This is a genomic window from Ruegeria sp. CF1, from assembly GCF_056537445.1.
Window position 1 is genome coordinate 1 of record NZ_JBQFRN010000016.1, and the last position, 24842, is coordinate 24842.

Annotated in this window: 19 protein-coding genes; 14 read left to right on the forward strand and 5 right to left on the reverse strand. The window is 58.1% G+C overall.

Annotated features, from left to right (window positions below; translation table 11 throughout):
* Together ACRZ96_RS19635 and ACRZ96_RS19640 are read left to right on the forward strand one after the other, a co-directional pair.
* A partial coding sequence (locus ACRZ96_RS19635) for a COG4223 family protein (RefSeq protein WP_480791456.1) occupies positions 1-1120 on the forward strand: 1120 nt, incomplete at its 5' end.
* 10 nt (positions 1121-1130) lie between these two features.
* Complete coding sequence (locus ACRZ96_RS19640; protein ID WP_480814967.1) at positions 1131-2642, forward strand: heme biosynthesis HemY N-terminal domain-containing protein; 1512 nt, start codon at positions 1131-1133, stop codon at positions 2640-2642.
* Between the two features lie 127 nt (positions 2643-2769).
* Here ACRZ96_RS19640 and ACRZ96_RS19645 read toward each other — a convergent pair whose 3' ends face one another.
* Genes ACRZ96_RS19645 through ACRZ96_RS19655 form a run of 3 tightly spaced genes read right to left on the reverse strand, consistent with a single transcriptional unit; the run spans position 2770 to position 6520 of the window.
* Positions 2770-3519 carry a phosphate/phosphite/phosphonate ABC transporter substrate-binding protein gene (locus tag ACRZ96_RS19645; protein ID WP_480814968.1) on the reverse strand — a complete coding sequence of 250 codons (750 nt, stop codon included), beginning with the start codon at positions 3517-3519 and terminating at the stop codon, positions 2770-2772.
* Positions 3516-4133 carry a response regulator transcription factor gene (locus ACRZ96_RS19650; RefSeq protein WP_170397932.1) on the reverse strand — a complete coding sequence of 206 codons (618 nt, stop codon included), beginning with the start codon at positions 4131-4133 and terminating at the stop codon, positions 3516-3518. The genes ACRZ96_RS19645 and ACRZ96_RS19650 overlap by 4 nt, the downstream gene beginning before the upstream one ends.
* Positions 4130-6520, reverse strand: a complete 2391-nt coding sequence (locus tag ACRZ96_RS19655; RefSeq protein WP_480814969.1) for an ATP-binding protein — start codon at positions 6518-6520, stop codon at positions 4130-4132. The genes ACRZ96_RS19650 and ACRZ96_RS19655 overlap by 4 nt, the downstream gene beginning before the upstream one ends.
* A gap of 242 nt (positions 6521-6762) precedes the next feature.
* Between ACRZ96_RS19655 and ACRZ96_RS19660 the strand changes: the two genes are divergently transcribed.
* From ACRZ96_RS19660 to ACRZ96_RS19680, 5 genes are all read left to right on the forward strand, one after another.
* Complete coding sequence (locus tag ACRZ96_RS19660) at positions 6763-7725, forward strand: TAXI family TRAP transporter solute-binding subunit (protein WP_170397937.1); 963 nt, start codon at positions 6763-6765, stop codon at positions 7723-7725.
* Positions 7726-7832: 107 nt separating this feature from the next.
* Positions 7833-10442 (forward strand): TRAP transporter permease, encoded by a 2610-nt coding sequence (locus ACRZ96_RS19665; protein ID WP_170397940.1) that lies wholly within the window; start codon positions 7833-7835, stop codon positions 10440-10442.
* The gene (locus ACRZ96_RS19670; protein ID WP_480707469.1) at positions 10439-10870 is read left to right on the forward strand and encodes a universal stress protein; all 432 of its coding nucleotides are present in this window, start codon (positions 10439-10441) and stop codon (positions 10868-10870) included. Before ACRZ96_RS19665 ends, ACRZ96_RS19670 begins: the two co-directional genes overlap by 4 nt.
* An 84-nt stretch (positions 10871-10954) precedes the next feature.
* Positions 10955-12706 carry a gamma-glutamyltransferase gene (ggt, locus tag ACRZ96_RS19675; protein WP_480707468.1) on the forward strand — a complete coding sequence of 584 codons (1752 nt, stop codon included), beginning with the start codon at positions 10955-10957 and terminating at the stop codon, positions 12704-12706.
* An 86-nt stretch (positions 12707-12792) separates the two neighbouring features.
* Positions 12793-13998, forward strand: a complete 1206-nt coding sequence (locus tag ACRZ96_RS19680; RefSeq protein ID WP_170407966.1) for an MFS transporter — start codon at positions 12793-12795, stop codon at positions 13996-13998.
* 59 nt (positions 13999-14057) lie between these two features.
* On the opposite strand, the gene ACRZ96_RS19685 is transcribed toward ACRZ96_RS19680, so the two are convergent.
* Together ACRZ96_RS19685 and ACRZ96_RS19690 are read right to left on the reverse strand one after the other, a co-directional pair.
* Entirely contained in the window at positions 14058-15533 is a 1476-nt protein-coding gene (locus ACRZ96_RS19685; protein ID WP_170609187.1) for an NAD-dependent succinate-semialdehyde dehydrogenase, read from the reverse strand.
* A 2-nt stretch (positions 15534-15535) separates the two neighbouring features.
* Positions 15536-16813, reverse strand: coding sequence for a 4-aminobutyrate--2-oxoglutarate transaminase (locus ACRZ96_RS19690; RefSeq protein WP_170397954.1), 1278 nt, complete (start codon positions 16811-16813; stop codon positions 15536-15538).
* Positions 16814-16962: 149 nt separating this feature from the next.
* Between ACRZ96_RS19690 and ACRZ96_RS19695 the strand changes: the two genes are divergently transcribed.
* The 7 genes from ACRZ96_RS19695 (at position 16963) to ACRZ96_RS19725 (ending at position 24830) form a co-directional block, all read left to right on the forward strand.
* On the forward strand, positions 16963-17529 hold the full coding sequence (locus ACRZ96_RS19695) for a cupin domain-containing protein (protein WP_480707464.1): 567 nt from the start codon (positions 16963-16965) through the stop codon (positions 17527-17529).
* 137 nt (positions 17530-17666) lie between these two features.
* Complete coding sequence (locus ACRZ96_RS19700; protein ID WP_480707463.1) at positions 17667-18140, forward strand: VOC family protein; 474 nt, start codon at positions 17667-17669, stop codon at positions 18138-18140.
* Positions 18137-18487 carry a hypothetical protein gene (locus ACRZ96_RS19705; RefSeq protein ID WP_170397963.1) on the forward strand — a complete coding sequence of 117 codons (351 nt, stop codon included), beginning with the start codon at positions 18137-18139 and terminating at the stop codon, positions 18485-18487. The genes ACRZ96_RS19700 and ACRZ96_RS19705 overlap by 4 nt, the downstream gene beginning before the upstream one ends.
* Positions 18488-18617: 130 nt before the next feature.
* On the forward strand, positions 18618-19586 hold the full coding sequence (locus ACRZ96_RS19710; protein WP_480707462.1) for a carbon-nitrogen hydrolase family protein: 969 nt from the start codon (positions 18618-18620) through the stop codon (positions 19584-19586).
* Between the two features lie 42 nt (positions 19587-19628).
* The gene (locus ACRZ96_RS19715) at positions 19629-22361 is read left to right on the forward strand and encodes an aminotransferase class I/II-fold pyridoxal phosphate-dependent enzyme (RefSeq protein ID WP_170636619.1); all 2733 of its coding nucleotides are present in this window, start codon (positions 19629-19631) and stop codon (positions 22359-22361) included.
* A 22-nt stretch (positions 22362-22383) separates the two neighbouring features.
* The gene (locus ACRZ96_RS19720; RefSeq protein WP_170407976.1) at positions 22384-23832 is read left to right on the forward strand and encodes a biotin carboxylase; all 1449 of its coding nucleotides are present in this window, start codon (positions 22384-22386) and stop codon (positions 23830-23832) included.
* A gap of 8 nt (positions 23833-23840) precedes the next feature.
* On the forward strand, positions 23841-24830 hold the full coding sequence (locus tag ACRZ96_RS19725; protein ID WP_170425427.1) for a C45 family autoproteolytic acyltransferase/hydrolase: 990 nt from the start codon (positions 23841-23843) through the stop codon (positions 24828-24830).
* Positions 24831-24842: the final 12 nt, after the last annotated feature.

Here is a 24842-nt window from a genome sequence, read left to right on the forward strand (position 1 = left end):
CGAAGCCGAAGCCGAAGCCGAAGCCGAAGCCGAAGCCGAAGCCGAAGCCGAAGCCGAAGCCGAAGCCGAAGCCGAAGCCGAAGCCGAAGCCGAAGCCCCGAACAGGGCCGAGCCGACCGAAGAAAAGGTGATCGAACGCACAGTCGAAAAACGCGGTGGGTTTGTTCCGGCTTTGTTGGGCGGGGTTATTGCTGCAGGCCTCGGATTTGCTGCAGGCAACAGCGGGTTATTGTCTCAAGGAGCAGATAGCTCGGACGCAATTTCCGCGCTCGAGTCGAAGCTGGCGGAACAATCCGATCAGATTGCCCAACTGACAAAATCTCTTGCTGAAGGCCCCGATGTCTCGGGCTTGTCAGATCAGATCAAGGCGTTGTCGGATAAGCTTGCTCCGGTCGAAAGCGATCTGACTGCCGTGAAGAGCAGTGTTGATGGCCTGACCGGTAAGGTCGACCCGCTTGAGGAACGCCTGACCGCGCTTGAGAAGCAGCCGCTTGAAGCAAATGTCTCGCCCGAGGCCACAGCCGCGTTCGAGGCAGAATTGAAGAAACTACAGGATTCTCTGGCCGCTCAGCGTAGCGAAGTGGAAAAGATGGTCTCAGACGCGCAGGCTTTAGAGGCTAAGGCTTCGGCCGAGGCGCGCGCGGCGACCAACGCTGCCATCCTGTCGCGTTTGCATGGTCAATTGGATGCCGGTCAACCCTATGAAGATTTGGTCTCTGAACTGAAAGCCGGTGGTGTCGATGTGCCCGATGCTTTGGCTGCATCTTCGAAGGACGGAGTTGAGACGCTTTCGGCGCTGCGCAGCTCGTTTGCCCCCGCAGCCCGCGCCGCACTGGCGGATGCCCGTGATGCCGATAAAGGCACAGGCTTGGTTGCTTTCTTGCAGCGCCAGACAGGCGCGCGGTCGGTGACCCCGCAAGAGGGCGACGATCCGGACGCGGTCCTGTCGCGTGCTCAGGCAGCGTTGGCAGATGGTGATGTCTCAAAGGCGCTGACCGAATTGAAATCCCTGCCCGAAGCGGCACAAACCGCATTGGCGGATTGGGAGCAGGCGGCGCAGACACGGGCCTCTGCCGTCGAGGCCGCAAACACGCTTGCTTCAAGCCTGAACTCGAACTGAAGGACCTGCCATGCTGTGGTCATTGTTAAAGATCCTTGTTTTTGTTGCGATTATCGGCCTGCTGGCCATGGGTGCTGGGTTCTTGCTGGAATCATCCGGCGGCGTGCAGATCACCGTCGCAGGCACCGAATACACACTGGGCCCGCTGCAATCAGTGATCGCGCTGGGCGTGCTGGTGTTTGCGGTCTGGTTGTTCTTCAAGCTGCTTACGCTGCTGATCGCCACGCTGAAATTCCTAAACGGTGATGAAACCGCCCTTTCACGTTATTTCGATCGCAGTCGGGAAAAGCGGGGATATCAGGCGCTGGCGGACGGGTTGATGGCGCTGGCCTCGGGTGAAGGGCGCGTGGCGATGACCAAGGCCAATAAGGCCGAGAAGCTGCTGAACAATCCGGAACTGACCAATTTGCTGGTGGCGCAGGCAGCCGAGATGACCGGTGATACCAAGAAAGCGTCCGAGACTTACAAGAAGCTGGTCACCAACAACGCCACGCGATTTGTCGGTGTGCGCGGGATCATGAAGCAAAAGCTGGCCGAAGGCGATGATGAAACCGCGCGCAAGCTGGCCGAGAAGGCTCTGGCCCTCAAACCCCGGCATGAAGAAACGCAGGATGTGCTGTTGAACCTGCAGACCAAAGCGCAGGATTGGGCCGGTGCTCGGTCCACGTTGACCTCGAAGCTGAAGGCCGGGTACTTGCCGCGCGACGTGTTCAAACGGCGAGACGCAGTCCTGGCTTTGTCCGAGGCCAAAGTGCTGCTGGACGACACGGCGACGGTCGAACAGCAGGAACATGCGATTGAGGCAAACCGCCTTTCACCCGATCTTGTCCCGGCAGCCGCCATGGCCGCGCGCGCCTATATCGAAAAGGGCAAACCGCGTGCAGCCACCAAGATTCTGAAAAAGGCGTGGGAAGTACAACCTCACCCCGATCTGGCCCATGCCTTTGCCGAGATTGCGCCAGACGAAACACCTGAACAGCGGATCAAGCGGTTCACCGCTTTGACCCGCATTCATTCAGAGAATATGGAAACACGCCTGATTTTGGCCGAGCTGAACATCGTAGCCGAAGACTTCCCCGAAGCCCGTCGAGCGCTGGGTGATGTTGTCGAAAAGCAGGGGGATGCACGGGCCTACACGCTGATGGCTGCGATTGAACGGGGCGAGGGCGCCTCGGACGCGGTGGTTCAGGGTTGGCTGGCCAAGGCGTTGAACGCACCGCGCGGGCCGCAATGGGTCTGCACCAATTGCCACGACATTCAGCCTGAATGGGGACCGGTGTGCCAGAACTGCGGCAGCTTCGATACGCTCAGTTGGCAGACGCCTCAGACGCCCGAGATTGCTAGTGTGACGGGTGTGCACATGCTGCCTCTGATCATTGGCGCGCTTGAGGATCAATCAGAGGCTGAAGAGGCAGAGGAACCTGAAGAAAGTGCTGAAGAGTCACTTGAAGAGCCGGTCGAAGAGGACATGATCGAGGGAAAGGCCAGGCCGGTCACGGAGGAAGTCGCGCGACAGACCTAACGCGCGGTCTCGGCGTTGAAAGCGTCGTTCCGCAGCTTAAACAGCCCGGCCCACCGATTTTGATCAAGGGCGACCAAAGCCATTATGTGCTATCGGCTGTCGTAGGCGACACCGGCACACAAGACGACTAAACCGATCCCGGCGGGTTTTGCGCGTCCAGATAACGTTCGGCCGGAATCCTCACGAGACCTTTGATCCCCAAGGCAGTACGATCCGCATCATCCAACTGCGCAATTGCCCGTTCAACCGCTGTAAAAATCGCTTGCTGATCGTTACCCTCCGCAGTGATCAAAGGCAGGCTAGGCGTCGGGTCCGTCCACTCTAACACCCGCAGAGATGCGGCAAACTCTTCATACTCAGCCATCAATCGCCAAGAAACCGCATCAAGGGCGGCGATATCTGCGTGACCTTCCGCAACGGACTGCGCCGACTTCAGGTGACCTTCGGTTTGCACACGGTGCTTGAACCAGAAGCCATGCGGCTCAAGATGCCAATAAGGCGCGGCGTAGCCAGATTGCGAAAATGTCTGGTTGTAAGCGAACTCCGCTTCCCGAAACGCCATCAGATTTGTGCGTGGATCATCGGCGCGCACGACCAGAGCACTGCGGTAATAGCCGGGCGGGCACCCGTCGAGACCATAGTCTGGCGTGCCAACCAACGCGACCTTATCGTGCAGCCATGTCCGGTACGGCATGCCGCAAGTCTGGCTCAGCACCAGTTCCGGGTGCTGCCAGACCGAAAATTCCTCGGCGTCCTGCGACAGATGCTCAGGGCTCTCGATCCCGGCGCGGTTCAGATTGTCACGGATGAGGTTCCAGTATCGCAGATGTGCCTCATCAAGCTGAGGGCGGGCATACATCATCAGGCTTGCGATCATTGCATCTGCCCGAACAGTTCATACAGCTCTATCGTGGTTTTCACGCCGACCTTTTGCTGTATGCGCCCGCGATGAATTTCTACTGTGCGGGGGCTGATACCCAAGGCAGTTGCGATCTCTTTGCTCGACGTGCGCGCGGGGTGGGTCAGAATATGTTGCAAGACCTGCTCCTCGCGGTCGGTCAAAAGTCTGCGCTTGTCCGCAAGCATCTGACGTCGCGATTTCTCGGCGCGCAGACGGTCGCCTATTTCAAACGCGGCCTGTATCCGTTCGATCAGCACCTGCAGGTCAAAGGGTTTTTCCAGAAAATCAATTGCACCCGCCTTGGTGGCCCGCACGGATTCCGGAATGCCGCCATGACCCGAGATGAAAATGACCGGTATGGTCGACTCGCGCCGGTTCAGATGTTCCTGCAATTCCAGCCCGTCCATGCCGGGCATGCCATAGTCCAGGATCAGGCAACCTTTTGCGTCCTCATGCACCTGATTCAGAAATGTCTGCGCATCGGCAAAATGCTCGACCCTTAGTCCGCGTTTGCTGAGCGAACGTGATAAGGCGACGCGCACATCTTCATCGTCATCGACGATATAGACGACCAGCGGCTCAAAGGTCATGCGTGATCCTCCTTGGGCTGATCGCGGCGCTGCAGGGTGAAACAGAAGCGCGCCCCGGACGTCTCAGTAGGCTCGTACCAAATGGCTCCGTCATTGGCTTTGACGATGGTCCGACAAATGGACAGGCCCAGCCCCATCCCGTCGGTCTTCTGGGTGTCAAACGAGTTGAACAAGGTGACACCATCGCTAATCCCGGGCCCGTTATCCTCAACCCGCACCTCGACCAGTTCATCGCTAGTCTTTGTAGTGATGGTGATTTTACCCTTGCCATCCGGATCCAGGGCCAAGGCGTCGATCGCGTTGCGCAACAGGTTAACCAGAACCTGAGCGATCTGCGTCCGGTTTCCGATGACAAGAGGAAGGTCGGTTTCTTCATAAAGCAGCTTGATCTCGTGTAACTTCGCCTCGGCGTCCATCAGGCTGACGGTTTGCCGGATCAACCCGTTCAGTTCAAACGGAGTCTGACGTCCGCGATCCTTGCGCACCACATCACGCAGGGCGCGGATGATGTCGCCCGCACGGCGCGACTGGCGGTCGATATCCGAAAGGATTTCTATCAACTCAGGATCGGGATCGCCGATTTCATCCAGCGTGATCTTCGCGGCGTCGACATTATAGGAAATCGCGCTTAGCGGTTGGTTCAGCTCATGCGCCAGCCCCGAGGCCATCTCGCCCATCAGGTTGACCCGTGCCACATGGGACAGATCGCGGCTGAGGCGGCTTACTTCATCCTCGGCCTGCTTCCGATCGCTGACGTTGTCGATAATGGCAACCGCATGATCAGGGGTCCCGCTTTCATCGCGGATCAGAATGGCATTGACCCGCAACCAGATGGGGGATCCGTCTTTTCGGATAAACTGGTTTTCGGCGATGAACTCGGAATCCTGCAGCAGGGTTTCGCGAAACTTGACTGCGATCTGCTGTTCGTCTTCCGGCAGGATGTCGGCCAGCGTCATCCTCTCCAATTCATCCGGCTGATATCCCATGATATCGCACAGCTGTTCGTTGGTCCGCAGAAAACGCCCCGTTTCGGGCGAGATCTGCGCCATCCCGCGCGAGGCCAGATCGAAGGTGCGGCCATAGGCGGTTTCGAACCGTTGCCGTTGTCGAACTTCCTGTGTCAGAGCCGCGCCGGTATCTTCCAGCTCGCGATAGGGGCTGTGCAGGCCTTCTTCGGTGGTGATCTCTCCGCTGCGCAATTGCTGGCTCTGGCTGGCAAAGGTGCGCACAGGGGCATAGATCCGGTCGGCCATGGCCAAACCAATTGCGCCCGTCAGAATGGCAATGGCAAGCGCGATCCAGACGCCTTGCGTCCGGTTCTTCTTGATCTCGCCAATAAAGTTGTCCTCGGCCGCATAAAGCCCGATCAACCAACGCAGCCCCGGCTCGGACACCTCGATCAGCATCGCCACATAGTCCTGACCGTTCAGCTGGAAATCGGTATGAACCGGTCCTTCCGTGTCGCTCAGACCGGTTTGCACGACATCTCCGAACGCCTTTTGCGCGATGGGGTCTGCGATTTGGTCCACACGCGTCAGCTCGGGCGCTTCCATATGTGCTTCCTGCCGGATCAGCACTAGCGTTGGATGCGCCAGCACCGCGCCATTTTCGTTCAGAACCAGCGCGGCACCGCGTCGTTCCGACCAGATGTCCAGCAGGAACCCCGACAGGGCGTCGATCTGGATATCGACACCCAAAATGGCACGGATAGCTCCGGTATCGTCCAATATGGGGACACTATAAGTGATCCCCGGCTGGCGCGTGGTGAAGAAGATATAAGGCTCTGTCCAGATCGGTGCTTTGGCTTCGGTCACCATTCTGAACCAGGGCCGGGTGCGCGCCTCATAGGTGTCAGTCTGGGTAGTGGCCGTTTCCAGCAATGTGAACTGATCGTTGCGCCATTGGAAATCGGCGGGATGTTCCGCGGTGCCGGGCAGGAATGGCGGAACGAACTTGGTGCGATAGCGTCCGGGCTCTTCCGCGCGCATGACATAGACAAACCTGCCCGTCGCATCGGCCAGATACATCCCTGCGAGTTGAGGCGCGACCTGTAGCTGCTGAAAAAAATGGCTTTCCAATACGCCAGGATCGCTGATATCCAGTACGTCATTTTCAGCAAGTCGCCGAGTTGCATCCAAGGCCTGCCGGGCGGGGTTCAGAAAACTTTTGACTTGGCCGATGACATTGACACTGACTTCGTTTAGCGATGTTCGGGATTGCCGCAACAGCGCGTTCTCCGAGCTGACAAAGGTCGACAGGATCACCGAAAGGATGGCGATGAACTGCAGCCCACCCAAACACAGCGCAAGCGTGGCGCGCAGCGATCTTCGCCTGCGGGCTGGCTCAGTGTGGTCCTGGCGTATTTCTTGTTGCCCTGCGTAGTTCAATTCTTGTCCAAACGACCTTCTGCACGGGTCGGTATCACAGTCACAGAATGTGATCAGTTACCCTCTTTCCCCTATATCTGAATCCAAGCCTATACGTAATCTACCGTATAGACACCTGCTGTTTGGTTTCGCTTTCCTCTTTATCATCGGGGGGCCTGATTCCAGTGCGATTTTTTCTGTTGTGTTCTGAAAGGTTTCAGGCACCCCACAGATCAAAAAAGACTGACAACAGGAGTGTCAAAGTGTTCAAGAAAACCTCAATCACCGCATTTGCCGCGGCGGCCCTGATGGCACCAGCGGCATATGCTGAAGAATTTATCACGATCGGAACTGGCGGCGTTACGGGTGTCTATTACCCGACGGGTGGCGCGATCTGCCGTCTGGTCAACAAGGGCCGGAAAGAGCACGGGGTCCGGTGTTCGGTGGAGTCGACTGGGGGGTCGGTTTACAACATCAACACCATTCGCGAAGGCGAGCTTGAGTTTGGGGTGGCACAGTCGGACTGGCAGTACCACGCATTCAACGGCAGCTCGAAATTCGAAGAAGCCGGCCCGTTTGAGAACCTGCGTGCCGTGTTCTCGGTACACCCAGAGCCGTTCACGGTTGTGGCGCGTGCCGACGCGGGTATCTCGAATTTCGAAGACCTGAAGGGCAAGCGCGTCAATATCGGCAATCCCGGTTCCGGTCAGCGTGGCACCATGGAAGTGCTGCTGGGCGAAATGGGTTGGACCACCGACGATTTCGAACTGGCGACCGAGCTGAAGGCGGCTGAACAGTCCGCTGCCCTGTGCGACAACCAGATCGATGCGATGGTTTACACCGTTGGTCACCCATCGGGTTCGATCCAGGAAGCAACCACCGCCTGTGACTCGGTTCTGGTGAACGTCAGCGGCGACGCGGTTGACAAGCTGGTTGGTGACAACTCCTTCTACCGTACCGCAACCATCCCAGGTGGCATGTATCGAGGTTCGGATGGTGACACCTCGACATTTGGTGTTGGTGCAACCTTCGTGACTTCGGCTGACGTGTCGGAAGACGCGGTTTATGCGGTTGTCAGCTCGGTCTTCGAGAACTTCGATGACTTCAAAAAGCTGCACCCGGCATTTGCCAACCTGAAACCAGAAGAGATGATTGCGGACGGCCTGTCGGCACCGCTGCATCCGGGTGCTGAGAAGTACTACAAAGAAAAAGGCTGGATTCAGTAACCAGACCTGACACGGGGCGCCTTTCGGGGCGCCCCGATTCATATCCGGGCTAAACCGGAGACAAGACGGCCGTAAAAACCAAGGCCGAAGGACAGGGAGATACCAACATGAGTTCCGACACACAGGGCAATCGCCCTCTTTCCGAAGAAGAGCTTCAGGAACTGGTTGCCTCATCAGATGCAGGCGCGCGTGATCCGGCGGGAAATGTCGGGCTGTTTCTGGCGATCGTTGCGGTTTTGTGGTCGGTGTTCCAGGTCGTTCTGGCCTCTCCCCTATCGAATTATCTGCTGCCGGGCAGTGTAGTGAACAACTCACGCCAGATTCATCTGGCCTTTGCGATGTTCCTGGCCTTTTCGGCCTATCCGGCACTGAAATCCAGCCCGCGGAACTACATCCCGATTCAGGATTGGATCATGGGGATCGTGGGCGCATTTCTGGCGCTTTATGGTTATTTCTTCTATCAAAAGATCGTCGATGCCGGGGGGCTGGCAGACGATACGGACAAGTGGTTTGCCCTTGTTGGCCTGCTGCTGTTGTTCGAGGCCGCGCGTCGCGCGCTTGGCCCGGCAATGGCGATCATCGCCACGATCTTTCTGGCCTACGTCTTCTTTGGTTCCTCCGAGTGGGTGCCCGAGGTGATCCGCTGGAAAGGTGCCAGCCTGCAAAAGGCGATGAGCCATATGTGGATCACGTCCGAAGGTGTCTTTGGCATCGCGCTGGGCGTGTCGACCAAGTTCGTCTTCCTGTTCGTGCTGTTCGGCGCGCTTTTGGATAAGGCGGGCGCGGGCAATTACTTCATCAAGATGGCCTTTGGCGCGCTGGGGCACCTGCGCGGTGGCCCGGCCAAAGCGGCTGTAGTTGGTTCTGCGGCGACCGGCCTGATCTCGGGCTCGTCCATTGCGAACGTTGTCACGACCGGCACCTTCACTATCCCACTGATGAAGCGTGTGGGCTTTTCCAGCGAACAAGCGGGCTCGGTTGAGGTCGCCTCATCCGTTAACGGCCAGATCATGCCACCGGTGATGGGCGCTGCTGCCTTCCTGATGGTGGAATATGTAGGCATCTCATACGTTGAGGTGATCACCCACGCCTTCCTGCCCGCCGCGATTTCTTACATCGCGCTCGTCTACATCGTACACCTTGAAGCGGTTAAGCGGAACATGCCGACGCTGGGCGACCGCGTCGTTTCGATGGGGCGCACAATCGGTGGAATGGCGCTGTTCTTCGTGGGCTTTGCCGGGCTGTGCTATGGCATCCAGTACCCGATCAAAGCGATTGTCGCGCTCATGCCCGATGCGTCGGGTCTGGTCCTGTCGGCGCTGATCGTTTTGGCCTATCTGATCCTGCTTTGGCTGGCTTCCGGAGTAGAGGACTTGGTGCCTGACGATCCTAATGCCAAAGAGGTTGAACTGCCGGTAATTGCCGAAATCTACAAGGCCGGTCTGCATTACCTGCTACCGATCATCGTGTTGGTCTATTTCCTGATGATCGAACAGAAATCACCGGGCCTATCAGCCTTCTGGGCGACTTCGCTGTTGTTCGTGATCCTGCTGACGCAGAAACCGCTCAAGTCGATCTTCCGGGGTGAAAGTGACACAGCGAATGCCTTCAAGGCCGGTGTCGTCGACCTGTGGAACGGGCTGATCGACGGCGCGCGCAACATGATTGGTATCGCGCTGGCCACCGCCACTGCGGGTGTGATCGTGGGCACCGTGACGCTGACCGGCGTGGGCCAAGTGATGGCCGATCTGGTCGAGTTCCTGTCAGGCGGTAACCTGATCGCCATGCTGGCGTTGGTGGGTCTGCTCAGCCTGATCCTCGGGATGGGATTGCCGACCACGGCGAACTATATCGTGGTCAGCTCGCTGATGGCGGGTGTGGTCGTGGAATTGGGCGCGCAGGATGGGCTGATCGTGCCGCTGATCGCGGTGCACCTGTTCGTGTTCTACTTCGGTATCATGGCTGATGTGACACCGCCGGTTGGTCTGGCGAGCTTTGCCGCCGCCGCCGTTTCGGGCGGGGACGCGATCAAGACGGGCTTTACCGCCTTCTTCTACAGCTTGCGCACCGTGGCACTGCCTTTCGTGTTCATCTTCAACACTGACCTGTTGCTGATCGATGTGGGCTGGGTACAGGGAATCTTGGTGGCCGTCTCTGCGACCATCGCGATCCTGATCTTCACTGCCGGCACCATGGGCTGGTTCCTGACCAAGAACCGCATCTATGAAAGCGTGGCGCTGATTCTGATCGCCTTTGCGCTGTTCCGTCCGGATTTCTTCATGAACCGCATCGCACCGCCCTTTGCGCAGATCGAACCGGCACAGCTGACGCAGGCCGTGGGTGAGGCCGCACCGGGCAGCACCATGCGGATCGAGGTCGCAGGCCCGGACTTTGACACCGGCAATATGACCGAAACCACCGTGGTTCTGGACATTCCGGAAGGGGCCGACGGCACAGCGCGTGTCGACGCCCTAGGGCTGATGACGCTGGAAGAGGATGGTCTGGTCAAGCTCGACGAGCCGATGTTCGGTACGCCGGTCGCGGATGAGCTGGACATGTTCGACTATTATGCTGACGATGCCGTTCGCATCACCAGCATTCAGGCCCCGCAAAGCCAGCCCGCGAAAGAGCTGATCTTTATCCCGGCGCTGATCCTGTTGGGTCTTGTCGCCTTCCTCCAGCGCGGCCGTGCCGCAAAACAGGGAGAACCCGCATGACCAAAGCTATTCTGTGCGCCGTGGATATCAGCAATGGCGATCTGGATGTCGCAGTCCTTGAACGCGCCGCCGCGCTGGCTGAATTGGATGGCGCGCGGCTGGACGTGGTGACCGTGACACCGGATTATGGCGAAGGTTTCGTCAGCAGTTTTTTCGAGCCCCACCACCACGAAAAGATGGTTGAAGAGGCTCATGAAAAGCTGGTCGCCCTCTGCGCCGCCGCGCTGGGCGACGCGCGTAACGTCAATGTTCGCCACGTGGTGGCGACCGGCAGCGCCTATCAGGAGATCCTCAAAACAGCGGAAAGCGCGGGTTCGGATCTGATCGTGATCGGTGCGCACAAGCCTGATTTCAAAGACTATCTGCTTGGTCCAAACGCAGCCCGGGTCGTGCGTCATTCGCAGACCTCGGTATATGTTGTGCGTTGAATGGAAGCGACCTAAGGTACGAATCTGCCATTTGAATTTCGGTACTCAGTAGTTAATCACGCAGATCCTTACCGGGAGATTTTTATGATGAAGACTGTCATGAGAACCAGCGCCGCCTTGGCGCTGGCGCTAGTTGCGTGCGCGGCCTATGCACAGGACCCCGCACCAGAATACGGCTATGGCTGGGAGGATAAGAATTCGGTGACCGGCTCCGAATTTATGGTCTCTGCCGCCAATCCCATCGCCGCCAAGGCCGGATATGACGTTCTGGCCGCAGGTGGCACGGCCGCAGATGCGATGATCGCCGTGCAGTTGATGCTCAATCTGGTCGAGCCTCAATCTTCGGGCATCGGCGGTGGGGCGTTCATGCTGTATTGGGATGCATCGGCTAATACTCTGACCACATTTGACGCACGCGAAAAGGCTCCGGCCAAGGCCACGCCTGAACGGTTTTTGCTGCCCGATGGGGAAAAGATGCCGTGGCCCGAAGCTGTTGTTGGCGGCCAATCCGTTGGCGTGCCGGGCATCCTGCGCCTGATGGAAGTGACCCATAACCTCTATGGCAAGAAAGACTGGGCCTCGTTGTTCCAGTCCACCATCGATCAGGCCGAGCAGGGGTTCGAGGTTTCGCCCCGTATGGCAAACTCGATCCAAAGCACGATTGAACGTGAGCGTTCTGTCGGTGTGTTCCCGGCGGGCAAAGCGTATTTCTTCAACGAAGATGGCACGCCGCTGCAGGCCGGAACCTTGCTACGGAACCCCGAATTTGCCGAAACTCTGCGCATTCTGGCCGATCAGGGCGCAGGGGCCTTCTATAGCGGTCCCATCGCCGAAGATATCGTGGCTGCAGTGGATGCCACATCCAAGGTGGAAAACAACATCACGCTTGAGGATCTGGCCGACTACCGCGTCAAAATCCGCCCTGCCGTCTGCGCCGATTATCGCGGTTACGATGTCTGCGGAATGGGCCCACCAACCTCCGGCGGCCTGACCGTCGGGCAGATTCTGGGGATACTCAGCAACTTCGATCTCGAAGGCACCGGTTGGAATGCCGAGATGGCGCATCTCTATGCCGAGGCCGCCAAGCTGGCCTATGCCGACCGCGCGCTTTACATGGCCGACAGCGATTTTATCGATGTACCGGTCAAGGGCCTGCTGGACACGGATTACCTAAAGCTGCGCTCCGAGATGATCGACCCGGCTGCGGCAAGTGAAAAGCGTCAGGCAGGTGAGCCGCCGCGTGATCACACCGCCTTGTTTGCGCCCTCGCAAAACCCGGGCCGCCCCGGCACCAGCCATATCGTGATCCGTGACCAATACGGCAACGCGCTGTCAATGACGACCACCATCGAGACCGCCTTTGGCAGTCGGGTTTTCGTGCGGGGCTTCCTGCTGAACAACGAACTCACCGACTTTGACCGCGCGCCGATGGACGGAGATCGCCTGGTCGCCAACCGTGTCGAAGGCGGCAAACGCCCCCGCAGTTCGATGTCACCAACCATCGTGATGAAGGATGGCGCGCCCTATCTGCTGATCGGTTCCCCCGGCGGCAGCCGCATCATCAACTATGTGGCCAAAACGATCATCGCGATCGTGGACTGGGAGATGGACCCGCAGGATGCCATCGAAACGGGGCATTTCGTGCACCGCAACGGGTCTTCAATGGATCTGGAGCAGGGAACATCCGCTGCCGAGTTCGCAGATGCTCTGACCGCCAAAGGTCATGAGGTGAAAGAAGTCGATCTCAACAGCGGGTTGCATGCCATCCTGATCAAGGACGGGCAGTTGATCGGCGCTGCTGATCCTCGTCGCGAAGGCGTGGCATTGGGCCAATAAACATGAACTGGAAAAGGGCTGCTGGACAATTGTACCACACAGCCCTTTTCTCTTGCTTTAACAGCGTACTCGTCCGATAGGGCGGTATGTTCAAAAGCCGCGCAATAACCTTCATTCTGATCACACTGATGATCGATGCCATCGGTATTGGCATCGTGTTCCCGATCATGCCCGACCTGATGGATCGCGTCGGTGCGGGCAATACCGGACAAGGGGCCTTTTGGGGCGGGCTGCTGATGGCAGCCTATGCCGGGGCGCTGTTCCTGTGCGGACCTATCGTGGGTAGCATTTCGGATGCGGTTGGCCGCAGGCCGATCCTGATCGCAGCGCTGACCATGTTGGCGCTGGATTATGTGATCATGGCGCTGGCCGAAACATTCTGGCTGCTTCTTCTGGGGCGAACGCTCGCGGGGCTTGCGGGGGCGACCTATATTACCGCAACGGCTTACATCGCTGACATATCCTCACCGACCGAGAAGGCGGCGAATTTCGGTCTGATCGGGGCGGCCTTCGGGATTGGGTTTGTGCTTGGCCCAGCCATCGGCGGCATCGCTGCCGGGATCAGCATTACTGCGCCGTTCTGGATTGCCGCGGTTTTGTCCGCCGCCAACGCCCTGTTCGGAGTCTTCGTCCTGCCCGAGAGCCTGAAACCAGAAAAGCGCCGCCCCTTTGGCAAGCGCGACCTGAACCCGTTCAAATCGATCTTTGACGCCTTCCGCTTTCCGGGGCTGGCAGTGCCGCTGCTGTGCATTTTCATCTTTGAATTTGCCAACATGGTCTACCCCACCCTCTGGGCCTTCTGGATACGAGAGGTGTTTGGCTGGTCCACGCTGTATATCGGCCTGTCGCTGGCCGCATACGGCGTGCTGTTGGCCTTCGTCCAAGCCGGACTGATGCCGGTCTTCATTCGCTGGATCGGCGATTACCGAACCCTGCTGCTGGGGATGGTATCGGCATTGGTCGGAATGATCGGCTTTGGGTTTACCGTAACGGTTACGGCCCTTGTCATCTTTATTCTGCTTGCCGCGCTGTCCGACCTCGTGCCTGCCTTGATCACGGCTATGGCCTCGAACCAGGCGGACGAAGACCGGCAGGGCGTGGTGCAGGGAGTCATCGCGTCACTGTCTTCTGTCGCTGCGGTTCTGTCGCCTTTGGTGATGACCGGCATCTTTCAGGCGTCGGTCGATGGCGAAGGCACTTATCTGCCCGGCGCACCGTTCTTTTTCTCGGCGGCTCTGGTCTTGGTGATGATGCCGTTGGTGTTCCGTCTGCGCGGGCACGCATCGGTCTGAAACGAAAAACGCACCCGCAGCGGACTGCGAGTGCGTTGAATTTTCAAGGCACGAGGCGCTTACTGAATTTCACCCATGCAGAGATATTTCATCTCAAGGAAATCCTCGATCCCGTATTTCGAGCCCTCACGGCCTAGACCGGATTGTTTGACACCGCCGAACGGGGCGACTTCGGTCGAGATCAGGCCAGTGTTGATGCCCACCATGCCCGATTCCAGCGCCTCGGCCACACGCCAGACGCGCGCCAGATCGCGGCTGTAGAAATACGAGGCCAGGCCGAACTCGCTGTCATTGGCCATGCTGACGACGTCGTCTTCTTCCTCGAATTTGAACAGCGGTGCGACGGGGCCGAAGGTTTCGTCCTTTGCCACAACCATGTCGCGGGTTACGCCAGTCAGAACGGTGGGTTCAAAGAATGTCCCACCCAGATCCGAGCGTTTGCCGCCCAGCGTTACAGTCGCCCCTTTGGAAACCGCGTCCGATATATGTTCTTCAACTTTGTCGACTGCCGCCTGATTGATCAGGGGACCTGTGGTGATGCCGTCGCCAAAGCCGTCGCCGACATTCAAAGATTTTGTCTTCTCGGCCAGCTTGGCAGCAAACTCGTCATAGACGCCCGCCTGCACATAGATGCGGTTGGCACAGACGCAGGTCTGGCCATTGTTGCGGAACTTCGCGATCATCGCGCCATCCACGGCGGCATCCACGTCGGCATCGTCAAAGACGATGAATGGTGCGTTACCGCCCAGTTCCAGCGACATCTTCTTGATGGTGCCCGCCGCCTGACGCATCAGGATCTGTCCTACACGGGTCGAGCCGGTGAAGGTGATCTTGGCGACCTTGTCATTAGTGCAAAGCTCATTACCGACGCCCGAGCTGTCGGTGCCCGGGATCACGTTGAACACGCCCGCTGGTATACCCGCACGTTCACCCAAAACCGCCATCGCCGTCGCCGACAGCGGCGTCAGCGTCGCTGGGCGCGCCACAAAGGTACAGCCCACGGCCAGCGCTGGGCCAACTTTGCGCGCGATCATTGCGTTCGGGAAATTCCAAGGCGTGATTGATCCCACTACGCCCACGGGCTGCTTCAGCACCACGATGCGCTTGTCGCGCTGGTGGCCGGGGATGACGTCGCCGTATACACGCTTGGCCTCTTCCGAGAACCACTCGATAAAGGACGCGCCATATAGGATTTCACCGCGCGCCTCGGGCCAGGGTTTTCCCATCTCGGCGGTCAGGATGGTCGCCAGATCGTCTGCGTTTTCGACCATCAGGTCGAACCATTTGCGCAGAATGGCGGCGCGTTCCTTGCCAGTCTGAGCAGCCCATTCCTTTTTCGCAGCGTAAGCTGCATCGATGGTCTGTGTTGTGCCTTCGATGCTGACATCTGTCACATTGGCGATCAGATCACCAGTTGCAGGGTTGTAGACAGGGAACGTTGCCTCACCTTCGACCCATTCACCGTTGATATAGGCGCGGGGTTCCAGAAGGCTGGGATCTTTCAGCTCCAGCTTGGTCACTTTGGTATCCAGCATGTTCAGGCTCCTTTGGCAGCGTCGATCGAGGCTTCGAGGATATCCATGGCCTCGGCGAAGATTTCGTCCTGCACCGTCAACGGCGCGAGGAAACGAATTACGTTCCCATATACGCCACATGTCAGCAGGATCAATCCACGCTTCAATGCCTCGACCCGTATGGCGTTTGCCATATCGGGATTCGGGGCGCTGCCGTCGGTCGTGTTGAACTCGGCCGCAACCATAAGGCCCGGACCACGAATATCTACGATCTCGGGCGTGCGGGAACGGATCGATTCCAGACGCTGTTTCAAGCGCGAGCCCAGCTCATTGGCGCGCGTGCACAGGTCTTCTTCCTCGATCACATCCATCACAGCATGGGCGGCGGCGATCCCCAGCGGGTTGCCGCCATAGGTTCCGCCCAAACCACCCGGGTGCGCGGCGTCCATCAGCTCGGCACGACCGGTGACGGCGGCCAGCGGCAGACCACCGGCCAGACCTTTGGCCATAGTGGTGATATCAGCAGAGACGTCATAAGCGTCCATCGCGAACAGGTTGCCAGTGCGGGCAAAGCCGGTCTGTACCTCATCGGCAATCAGAACGATGCCATGTTCGTCGCAAAGCGCGCGCAGACCACGCATCAACTCAGCCGGAGCGGGGTAGAAGCCACCTTCGCCCTGAACCGGTTCGATGATGATCGCGGCCACCCGGCCCGGATCAAGATCGGCCTTGAACAGTTTAGTCAAAGCACCCAGCGAATCTTCGGTCGAGGTGCCATGCAGATCGATCGGGAACGGGACGTGATAGGTATCGGGCATCATCGCGCCGAAGCCCGCTTTATATGGCTGAACCTTGCCGGTCAGTGACATGCCCATGAACGTACGGCCGTGAAAAGCGCCGCCAAAGGCCACTACAGCCGGGCGGCCAGTGGCAGCACGCGCGATCTTGACGGCATTCTCGACCGCCTCGGCACCTGTAGTGACAAAGACGGTTTTCTTAGTGAAGTCGCCGGGCACTTTCTCGTTCAGGCGCTCGGCCAGACGGATGTAATTCTCATAAGGCAGAACCTGATGGCAGGTATGGGTGAAGTTTGCGGCCTGTTTCTGAACAGCCTCCATCACCTTGGGGTGGCAATGCCCGGTGTTCACAACGGCGATGCCTGCGGCGAAATCGATATAGCGTTTGCCTTCGACATCCCAGACCTCGGAATTCACGGCACGGTCCACATAGACTTGCGTTTGCATCCCCACGCCCTGCGCGATCGAGGTATTCCGGCGTTCAGCAATCTGAGCGTTCAGCATCTTGCGTCCTTTCCCGTTTCCGGGCGCGGTGCCCGTATGTTTGACTGCGCGACTGTAGTATCTGCGCCTGCAAGCGAAAGCCTGTTTCTTGTGATTCATAAGCCATTGATTTACCGTCCCGGCAGGATCAAGTGTTGCGGATACTGAACATGAAGAACACCAGCCAAGAGGATTTGACCCTCGGATTGCGCCTGCGAACCTTGCGAGAGCGTGCAGGTTTATCTCAGCGGGCGCTGGCCAAGAAGTCGGATGTGCCGAACTCAACCATCTCACTGATCGAGTCGGGCAAGATGAATCCATCGGTTGGTGCGTTACGGCGTATTCTGCAAGGCATACCGATTGGCATGTCCGATTTCTTTTCCTTCGAAATCGAACCTGAGCAGACCGTGTTTTACGCCTCAGAAGAACTTACTGAGATCGGAAAGGGTGGGCTGTCTCTGCGGCAGGTAGGATCAAACCTGCGTGGTCGCGCGATGATGATCTTGCAGGAAACTTACGAGTTAGGGGCTGACACCGGTCGCGTGATGTACGGGCATGAGGCGGAAGAGGGCGGTATTGTCATCTCGGGTCGGGTGGAGGTGACCGTGGGCGATAAGCGCAAGGTACTGGGACCAGGCGATGCTTATTATTTCGACAGTCGCACCCCGCACCGGTTCAGGCAGGTCGGCCCCGAAGTTTGCCGGGTCATCAGCGCCTGTACTCCGCCTACATTCTAAGCATCACGGCAGAAATTTCAGCACTATGCATCATAGTGTTGCAGTATCTCCTGGTTTGATCCACAGTATGATGCATAGTGCGGGAAATTCCTGCAGATAATCCAGGGTGTCCGCCGCCCAATTCAGAGAGTACCGGAATGAAAAAGAAACCTGCCACTCTGCCACGTGGCTATCGCACCTGCACCGCATCGCTTGCCGTCGTCGACGTCGATGCCGCGCTAACTTTCTACGAAAGCGCCTTTGATGCGAAGATACAGGCCTATGATGCGGATGAGGCCCCCGGCTTTGCCTCCATCAAGATCGGCAACTCGATGCTGTTTGTCACCGCCGGATGGGGTGCGCACGGCCCCGCCATTCCGGGCACAGTCACTCCGATTGGGCATCATATGTATGTCGAAGATGTGGACACTGCCCTTGCAGCCGCGTTGGAAAGCGGTGCCAGCCTGATCGCTGAGGCGGCGGACACCTATTGGGGTGAACGCTGCGCCACGATTGCCGATCCGTTCGGTCATGTCTGGACGTTGGCGACCCGCGTCGAAAACCTGAAGCCAGCGGATATCAGTGAACGGCGCAAAGCGCTGCTGGACGCGGCGCAGATCGAGGCTGCATGAACGACGCCCCCCTTCCCACATTCACGATCCGTCAAAACGATCTGGCCATTCTCGCGGCTGAGGGTCGCATCGGCGACTATCCGGTCGCCGTTCGCACGGCGCGTGAGGTGATCAGCGGCGGCTTTGCCAACCACTCGGCGCATCCCAATACCTGGACTGTATACTTTCTGGTCGATGGCCAATGGGCGCTGGTCGAATCCACGCGCGGGCTGCGGCGGGAGTGGTCCAGCCTTGATCGGCTCGAGAAATGGCTGCGCAGTTGCGGATTCCGGTTCTTCTGGGTTCGCAACGACATCGATTTTGTGGAACCGCAGGCAGAAGATACCGCCGAGGAAGCCGCAGTATGAGGGCAGTCGCCTCGGAAAACCATAGCCTGAGGACAGCAGGCTTGCGTGACCACACGGTTTTATGTTCCGATGAAGAACGCCGGATCAAATCGGCGGTCGCAATCGGCAAGAAAATGAGAAGAAACGAAAAATGACCCCTTTTGCGATAACCGGAATCCAGATGCATGTCGGTGCGTTGCAGTCGAATGTCGACGCGATGCTGCACCGGATCGACATTATGATGGCACGGTTCCCCTGGACCCAGATGGCCCTGTTCAGCGAACTGGCGCCTCATGGTCCGCTCGACCGGTTTGCCCAGCCCTTTCCCAATGACGACCTGTCGCGCTTTCAGGATGCCGCTCGGCGTTATGGGATTTGGCTGATCCCCGGTTCGATGTTCGAAAAACACGAAGATGGACGGATTTTCAACACCTCGGTGGTGATCAACCCCGAAGGTGAGATCGTCTCAAAATACTCCAAGATGTTCCCGTTCAAACCTTATGAAGAGAACATCGCCTCGGGTACCGAATTCTGCATCTTTGATGTGCCGGATGTGGGCCGGTTTGGCCTGTCGATCTGCTACGACATCTGGTTCCCCGAAACCACCCGCCACCTGACCAGCCAAGGGGTCGAGGTTCTGCTGCACCCGGTTCTGACCGGCACAACCGACCGCGAGGCCGAGCTGTCGATCGCCAAGGCGACCGCCGCGCAGTTCCAATGCTACGTGTTCGACGTGAACGGGCTGGCCGCCGGGGGCGTGGGCCGCTCACTGGTCGTTGATCCCTCGGCCACCGTGCTGCACCAGTCTGCGGGACAGGAGGATATCTTCCCTATCGAGATCGATCTTGATCAGGTCCGCCGCCAACGCGAGGTCGGACTGAAAGGTCTGGGGCAGGTTCTCAAAAGCTTCCGCGACCGCGAGGCGGAGTTCCCGGTCTATGACCGTTCCAGCGGGGCGGATGCCTATCTGCACACGCTCGGCCCGCTGCGCATTCCGCAGAAAGGCGACGTTGCGGGCGTCGCTGCATCCGACCCCAGAACGGCGCTGGGATATACTGAAGACGCCGCGACCAAGCCCGACAATCTGTATCTCTACAAAGGACGCTCTGGCACAGACTGATACCGGCCCAGCTTTTCGGTATCGGCAGAAAGGAAAAATTTCATGCACGGCATTTCCGATAGCGAAAAGCTCCACACCATCTCGGACTACTACAGCGCCTCGCAACTGAGGGCAGACCGATGGAGCGCGCTGCGGGAAACGGCCGAGTCCCTGGATCAGGGCGGTAACGAAAAAGATCGGGACCGGGCACGGCAGTTGCTGCAGGCGCTGGCCCCGATCGAGATGTATTTCGCTTTTCCGGGCGGATCGGCGTTCGACTATCTGCGTCGTTTGCTGGACCATGGTAACTTTGGCGATTTCTCTACCGCCGTGCGCCGGGTGTCGCGGGCGCTGACCTCAGGGGCCTATCGTCGCCGCTCGATCCCGTTGATCGCGGATGAGACCGAGGTTGATGAGTTTGAGGACGAGTCCACCCAAAGCCATGAAGCCCGCGCGCTGGGCCGCCCATATTTCGAGGTGATGATCGTTGACAAGGTCAACGAACATCAGGAACGGTTCCTGCAAACCAGCCTGCAACGGATGCGCCGCAGCGAAGATCCGTTTATTTATGAAACCGTTGTCGTTCCCAGTGTCGAGGATGCGCTGATCGGGGTTCTGTTCAACCAGAATGTACAGGCGGTCATTGTTCGCCCGGGCCTTAGCCTGAAGTCCAAGAACGAAACCAATGTTTTGGGCCGCTATATCAGCCTCTATGGCGAGGGCGCCGATCTTGATGCGCTGTCCCCTTCGGAATACGGCCCTGAAACCTGCCGCAGGATCGGCATGCTGCGCCCCGAGCTGGACGCTTATCTAATCACCGACCGTTCGGCGGAAGATATTGCCGGTCTCGATCTGGGCCTGTGCCGGCGGGTCTTCTACAATCAGGAAGACTTTCTGGAATTACACCTGAACATCCTGCGCGGGGTGCAGCGGCGCTATAAGACACCGTTCTTCACGGCGCTCAAGGAATACTCAAAACAGCCCACGGGCGTGTTCCACGCGATGCCGATCAGCCGGGGTAAATCGATTAGTCGCAGCCACTGGATTCAGGACATGGGGGCGTTCTACGGATCAAATATCTTCATGGCGGAAACTTCGGCCACGTCTGGCGGGCTGGATTCGCTGCTGGAGCCGAAGGGCCCGATCAAAGAGGCGCAGGAAGCTGCCGCACGCGCATTCGGCTCTAAACAGACGTTTTTTGCCACGAATGGCACCTCGACCTGCAACAAGATCGTGGTGCAAGCTCTGGTCCGGCCCGGAGACATCGTGCTGATCGACCGCGACTGCCACAAATCGCACCACTACGGCATGGTGCTGGCGGGAGCGAGCGTGGTCTATATGGACAGCTATCCGCTGCACGATTACTCGATGTATGGCGCGGTGCCGATCCGAGAGATCAAGCACAAGCTTTTGACCCTGAAGGCCGAAGGCAAGCTGGATCAGGTTCGTATGGTGCTGCTGACCAACTGCACATTCGACGGCATCGTCTACAACGTGCAGCGGGTGATGCAGGAATGTCTGGCGATCAAAAAGGACCTTGTATTCCTGTGGGATGAGGCGTGGTTCGGTTACGCGCGCTTTGCCCCGAATTCGCGCGTACGTACCGCGATGCGATCGGCCAATATCCTGCGCGAACAATTCCGCACCCCAGAACATGCCGAGGCTTATGCCAACCAGCAGGAGGAACTGAAGGGCGCGGATGATGAAACCCTTCTGAACACCCGCCTAATCGCTCCGCCCGATGCACGCGTTAGGGTCTATGCCACACAATCAACGCATAAAACGCTGACTGCGCTGCGGCAGGGTTCGATGATCCACGTCAATGACCAGCAGTTCAAAGGTGCGGTCGAAGAGGCGTTTCACGAGGCCTATATGACCCACACCTCGACCTCTCCCAATTACCAGATCATCGCCTCATTGGATGTAGGCCGCAGACAGGTCGAGATCGAAGGGTACGAGTTCGTCCAGCGGCAGGTCGAAAGCGCGATGGCAATCCGCCGGGCGGTGACAACGCATCCGCTGCTCAGGAAGTATTTCAAGCTGGTCACGGCGGGCGACATGATCCCCGAACAATACCGCGAAAGCGGGATGACCAGCTATTTCGATCCCGATCAGGGCTGGGCCGATGTTTGGGATTGCTGGGCCAAGGACGAGTTTGTTCTGGATGCCACCCGCATCACGCTGCATGTGGGCGCCACGGGCTGGGACGGCGATACGTTCAAGACCAAGATCCTGATGGATAAATACGGCATCCAGATCAACAAGACCTCACGCAATACCGTGTTGTTCATGACCAATATCGGCACCACACGCAGCTCGGTCGCTTATCTGATCGAGGTTCTGGTCGAGATCGCCAAGGAGTTAGACGATCTGATGGACGATGCCTCGAAGATGGAAAAACGGGCCTTTGAAAAGCGCGTCAGCAACCTGAGCGAACACGTCCCACCTCTGCCTGATTTTAGTCGGTTCCACGATGCGTTCCGCTGTGAAGCAGGTACCGAAGCCGGTGACATCCGTACGGCGTTTTTTCTGTCCTATGACGAAGACAATTGCGACTACGTCGAGCCCGACAAGGAGATGTTGGAACGGCTCGAAGCCGGGGAAGAGATGGTCTCGGCCACCTTCGTGATTCCCTATCCGCCGGGTTTTCCCATTTTGGTACCGGGGCAGGTGATCAGCCCTGAAATTCTCAAATTCATGCAGGAACTGGACGTGTCAGAGATCCACGGATTCCGTGCCGATCTGGGCCTGCGCATTTTTACCGAAGACGCTTTGAAATCAGTAAAGAACCCCTAAGGGGTCAGGGAGGACAACAATCATGCCAAAGAAGGTGCTGAAAAACATCTCGGAAATCCGCCGGTATTTCCATACCAACAAGGACCCGATCTATTTCGTATCGGCAACCAATTTCAACCTGTTGGGGCTGGATGAATGGGTGATGAACTTCACCTATATCTGCTACATGGATTGCTTTGACGGGCGACATCCGAACGTGTTTGTGCCTTCGGAAATGCCGCATGATGAGTTTCAGTCCATCGAAGACATCAACAATTATCTGCTGCAGCACAAAGAGGTCATCGACCTGGTCAAGCGGCGCGGTGGCAAGCCCAAGTTTGTCTTCCTGATGTTCGACGAGACGACTGAGAAGCTGGTCAAGGAGCTGGGCGGTCAGCTGTGGTTCCCCAAAGCCAAGCTGCGCACCAAATGTGACAACAAGATCGAAACTGTCCGTATCGGCAATAAGGCGGGTGTGCCTTCGGTGCCCAACACGCTGAGCGTTGTCAAAAGCTATGATCACCTGAAAAAGATCTGCGAAAAGGCCGGATTGGGGAATGATCTGGTGCTACAATCCGCCTTCGGCGACAGTGGCCATACGACGTTTTTCATCAAGTCCGAGGCCGATTTCAACAAGCACAAAGACGAGATCATCGGCGAAGGCGAGATCAAGATCATGAAGCGGATCGACTGTCGCGGGGCGGCGATCGAGGCCTGTGCGACCTCGGAGGGTACCATCGTTGGCCCGCTGATGACTGAGCTTGTGGGCTTCAAGGAACTTACCCCCTATCGCGGCGGCTGGTGCGGGAATGAGATTTTCTCAACCGCCTTTCCACCGAAAGCACGTGAACAGGCGCGGCAATTGACCTTCCAATTCGGGGAAGAGCTGCGCAAATCAGGCTATCGCGGCTATTTCGAACTCGACTTCCTGATCGATAAGAAAACCGACGAACTGTGGTTGGGCGAATTGAACCCCCGTATCACTGGCGCCAGCTCGATGACGAACCACGCGGCCTTTGCGCACGCTGATGCGCCACTGTTTCTGTTCCATCTACTTGAGTTTTCAAAGAAGCCCTTCGAGCTGGATGTCGAGGAACTGAATGCCCGCTGGGCGGATCCGGACATGATCGACAGCTGGTCGCAAATGGTAATCAAACACACCGATGACAGTGTCGACCGGATCACGCAGGCCCCACAGTCGGGCATCTACAAGATGCTGGAAGATGGCCGCGTCGTGTTCGACCGGTTCGACTATCACCGCCGCGCGGTGGGCGAGAACGAAGCGTTCTTCCTGCGTATCTCGAATGTCGGTGATTACCGCTATGAGGGCGCTGATTTGGGTATCCTCGTGACTCGCGGGCGGTCGATGACCAAGGGCTTCAAACTGACGGACAAATCGAAGAAGTGGATTCATGGGATCACTTCGGCTTATACGGCTGAACCGCTGCCCGCGGCACAGCCGATGGAAGACCCCGCGTTCAAAATTATGTAGAAAGCCCCATGGCGCTTGTTTTTCGCTCAATCGACGAGGAACAGCCCGGTCCCAAGCTGGCCGGGCTGTTTGCCGAATACTGGCCCGCCTACCGCAAATGGTGGGCGCAAGAGGGATATTCGGCCCGCCCCACCTATCGCGAATGCCTCCGCGCCTTGCAAAAGCACATGCCCGAGATTCTGCCGCTTTATGAAGAGATCGTCGAATTGGTCGGCGGCAGCGACAGCCAGGCGCGGTTTCTCAGCTTTTACTGCCCGCCGAAATATCTTTCGGGCTGCAGCCAGGCGATTTGGCGTGGCAAGACACCGTTTCTGGTGCGCAATTACGACTACCATCCAAAAACCTTTGACGCCGCTCTGCTGAAAACCCGCTGGGACGGGCGCGGGATCATCGGGATGAGCGACGGCGTTCTGGGTCTGCTTGATGGCATCAACGATGCCGGTCTGACGGTCTCGCTCACCTTTGGCGGGCGGCGCGAGGTCGGCGACGGCTTTGGCGTGCCGCTGATCCTGCGCTATGTCCTTCAAACCTGCGAGACCACTGCGCAAGCGGTTGACTGCCTGTGCCGCATCCCTTGTCATATGAGCTATAACGTCACCGTTCTGGATGCGAAACACAATCACAGCACGGTGTACCTTGCCCCGGACCGGCACCCGCAAATCTCGGACCAGCCGGTCGCGACAAACCATCAGGGCCATGTCGAATGGTCCACCCATGCGCGCTTTACGGCCACCGTGGAACGCGAAAGGTTCTTGCTCAACCGTCTCAACCAGCACCCGGAAAGCGAGAAGCGGTTTATCGATGCGTTCCTGCGTCCGCCGCTTTATTCAACGGCTTTCAGATCAGGTTTCGGCACGCTCTATACTGCGGTCTATCGGCCTGCGAAGAAGCAGTTGCAACTGCTTTGGCCCGGTGCCAGCTGGGACTTGTCCTTCGATGGCTTCAAAGAGGGTGAGCTGAGTCTGATGTTGCCCGACGAGGCCGAGCCTGCAGTCTGACAAGCGCGGTCG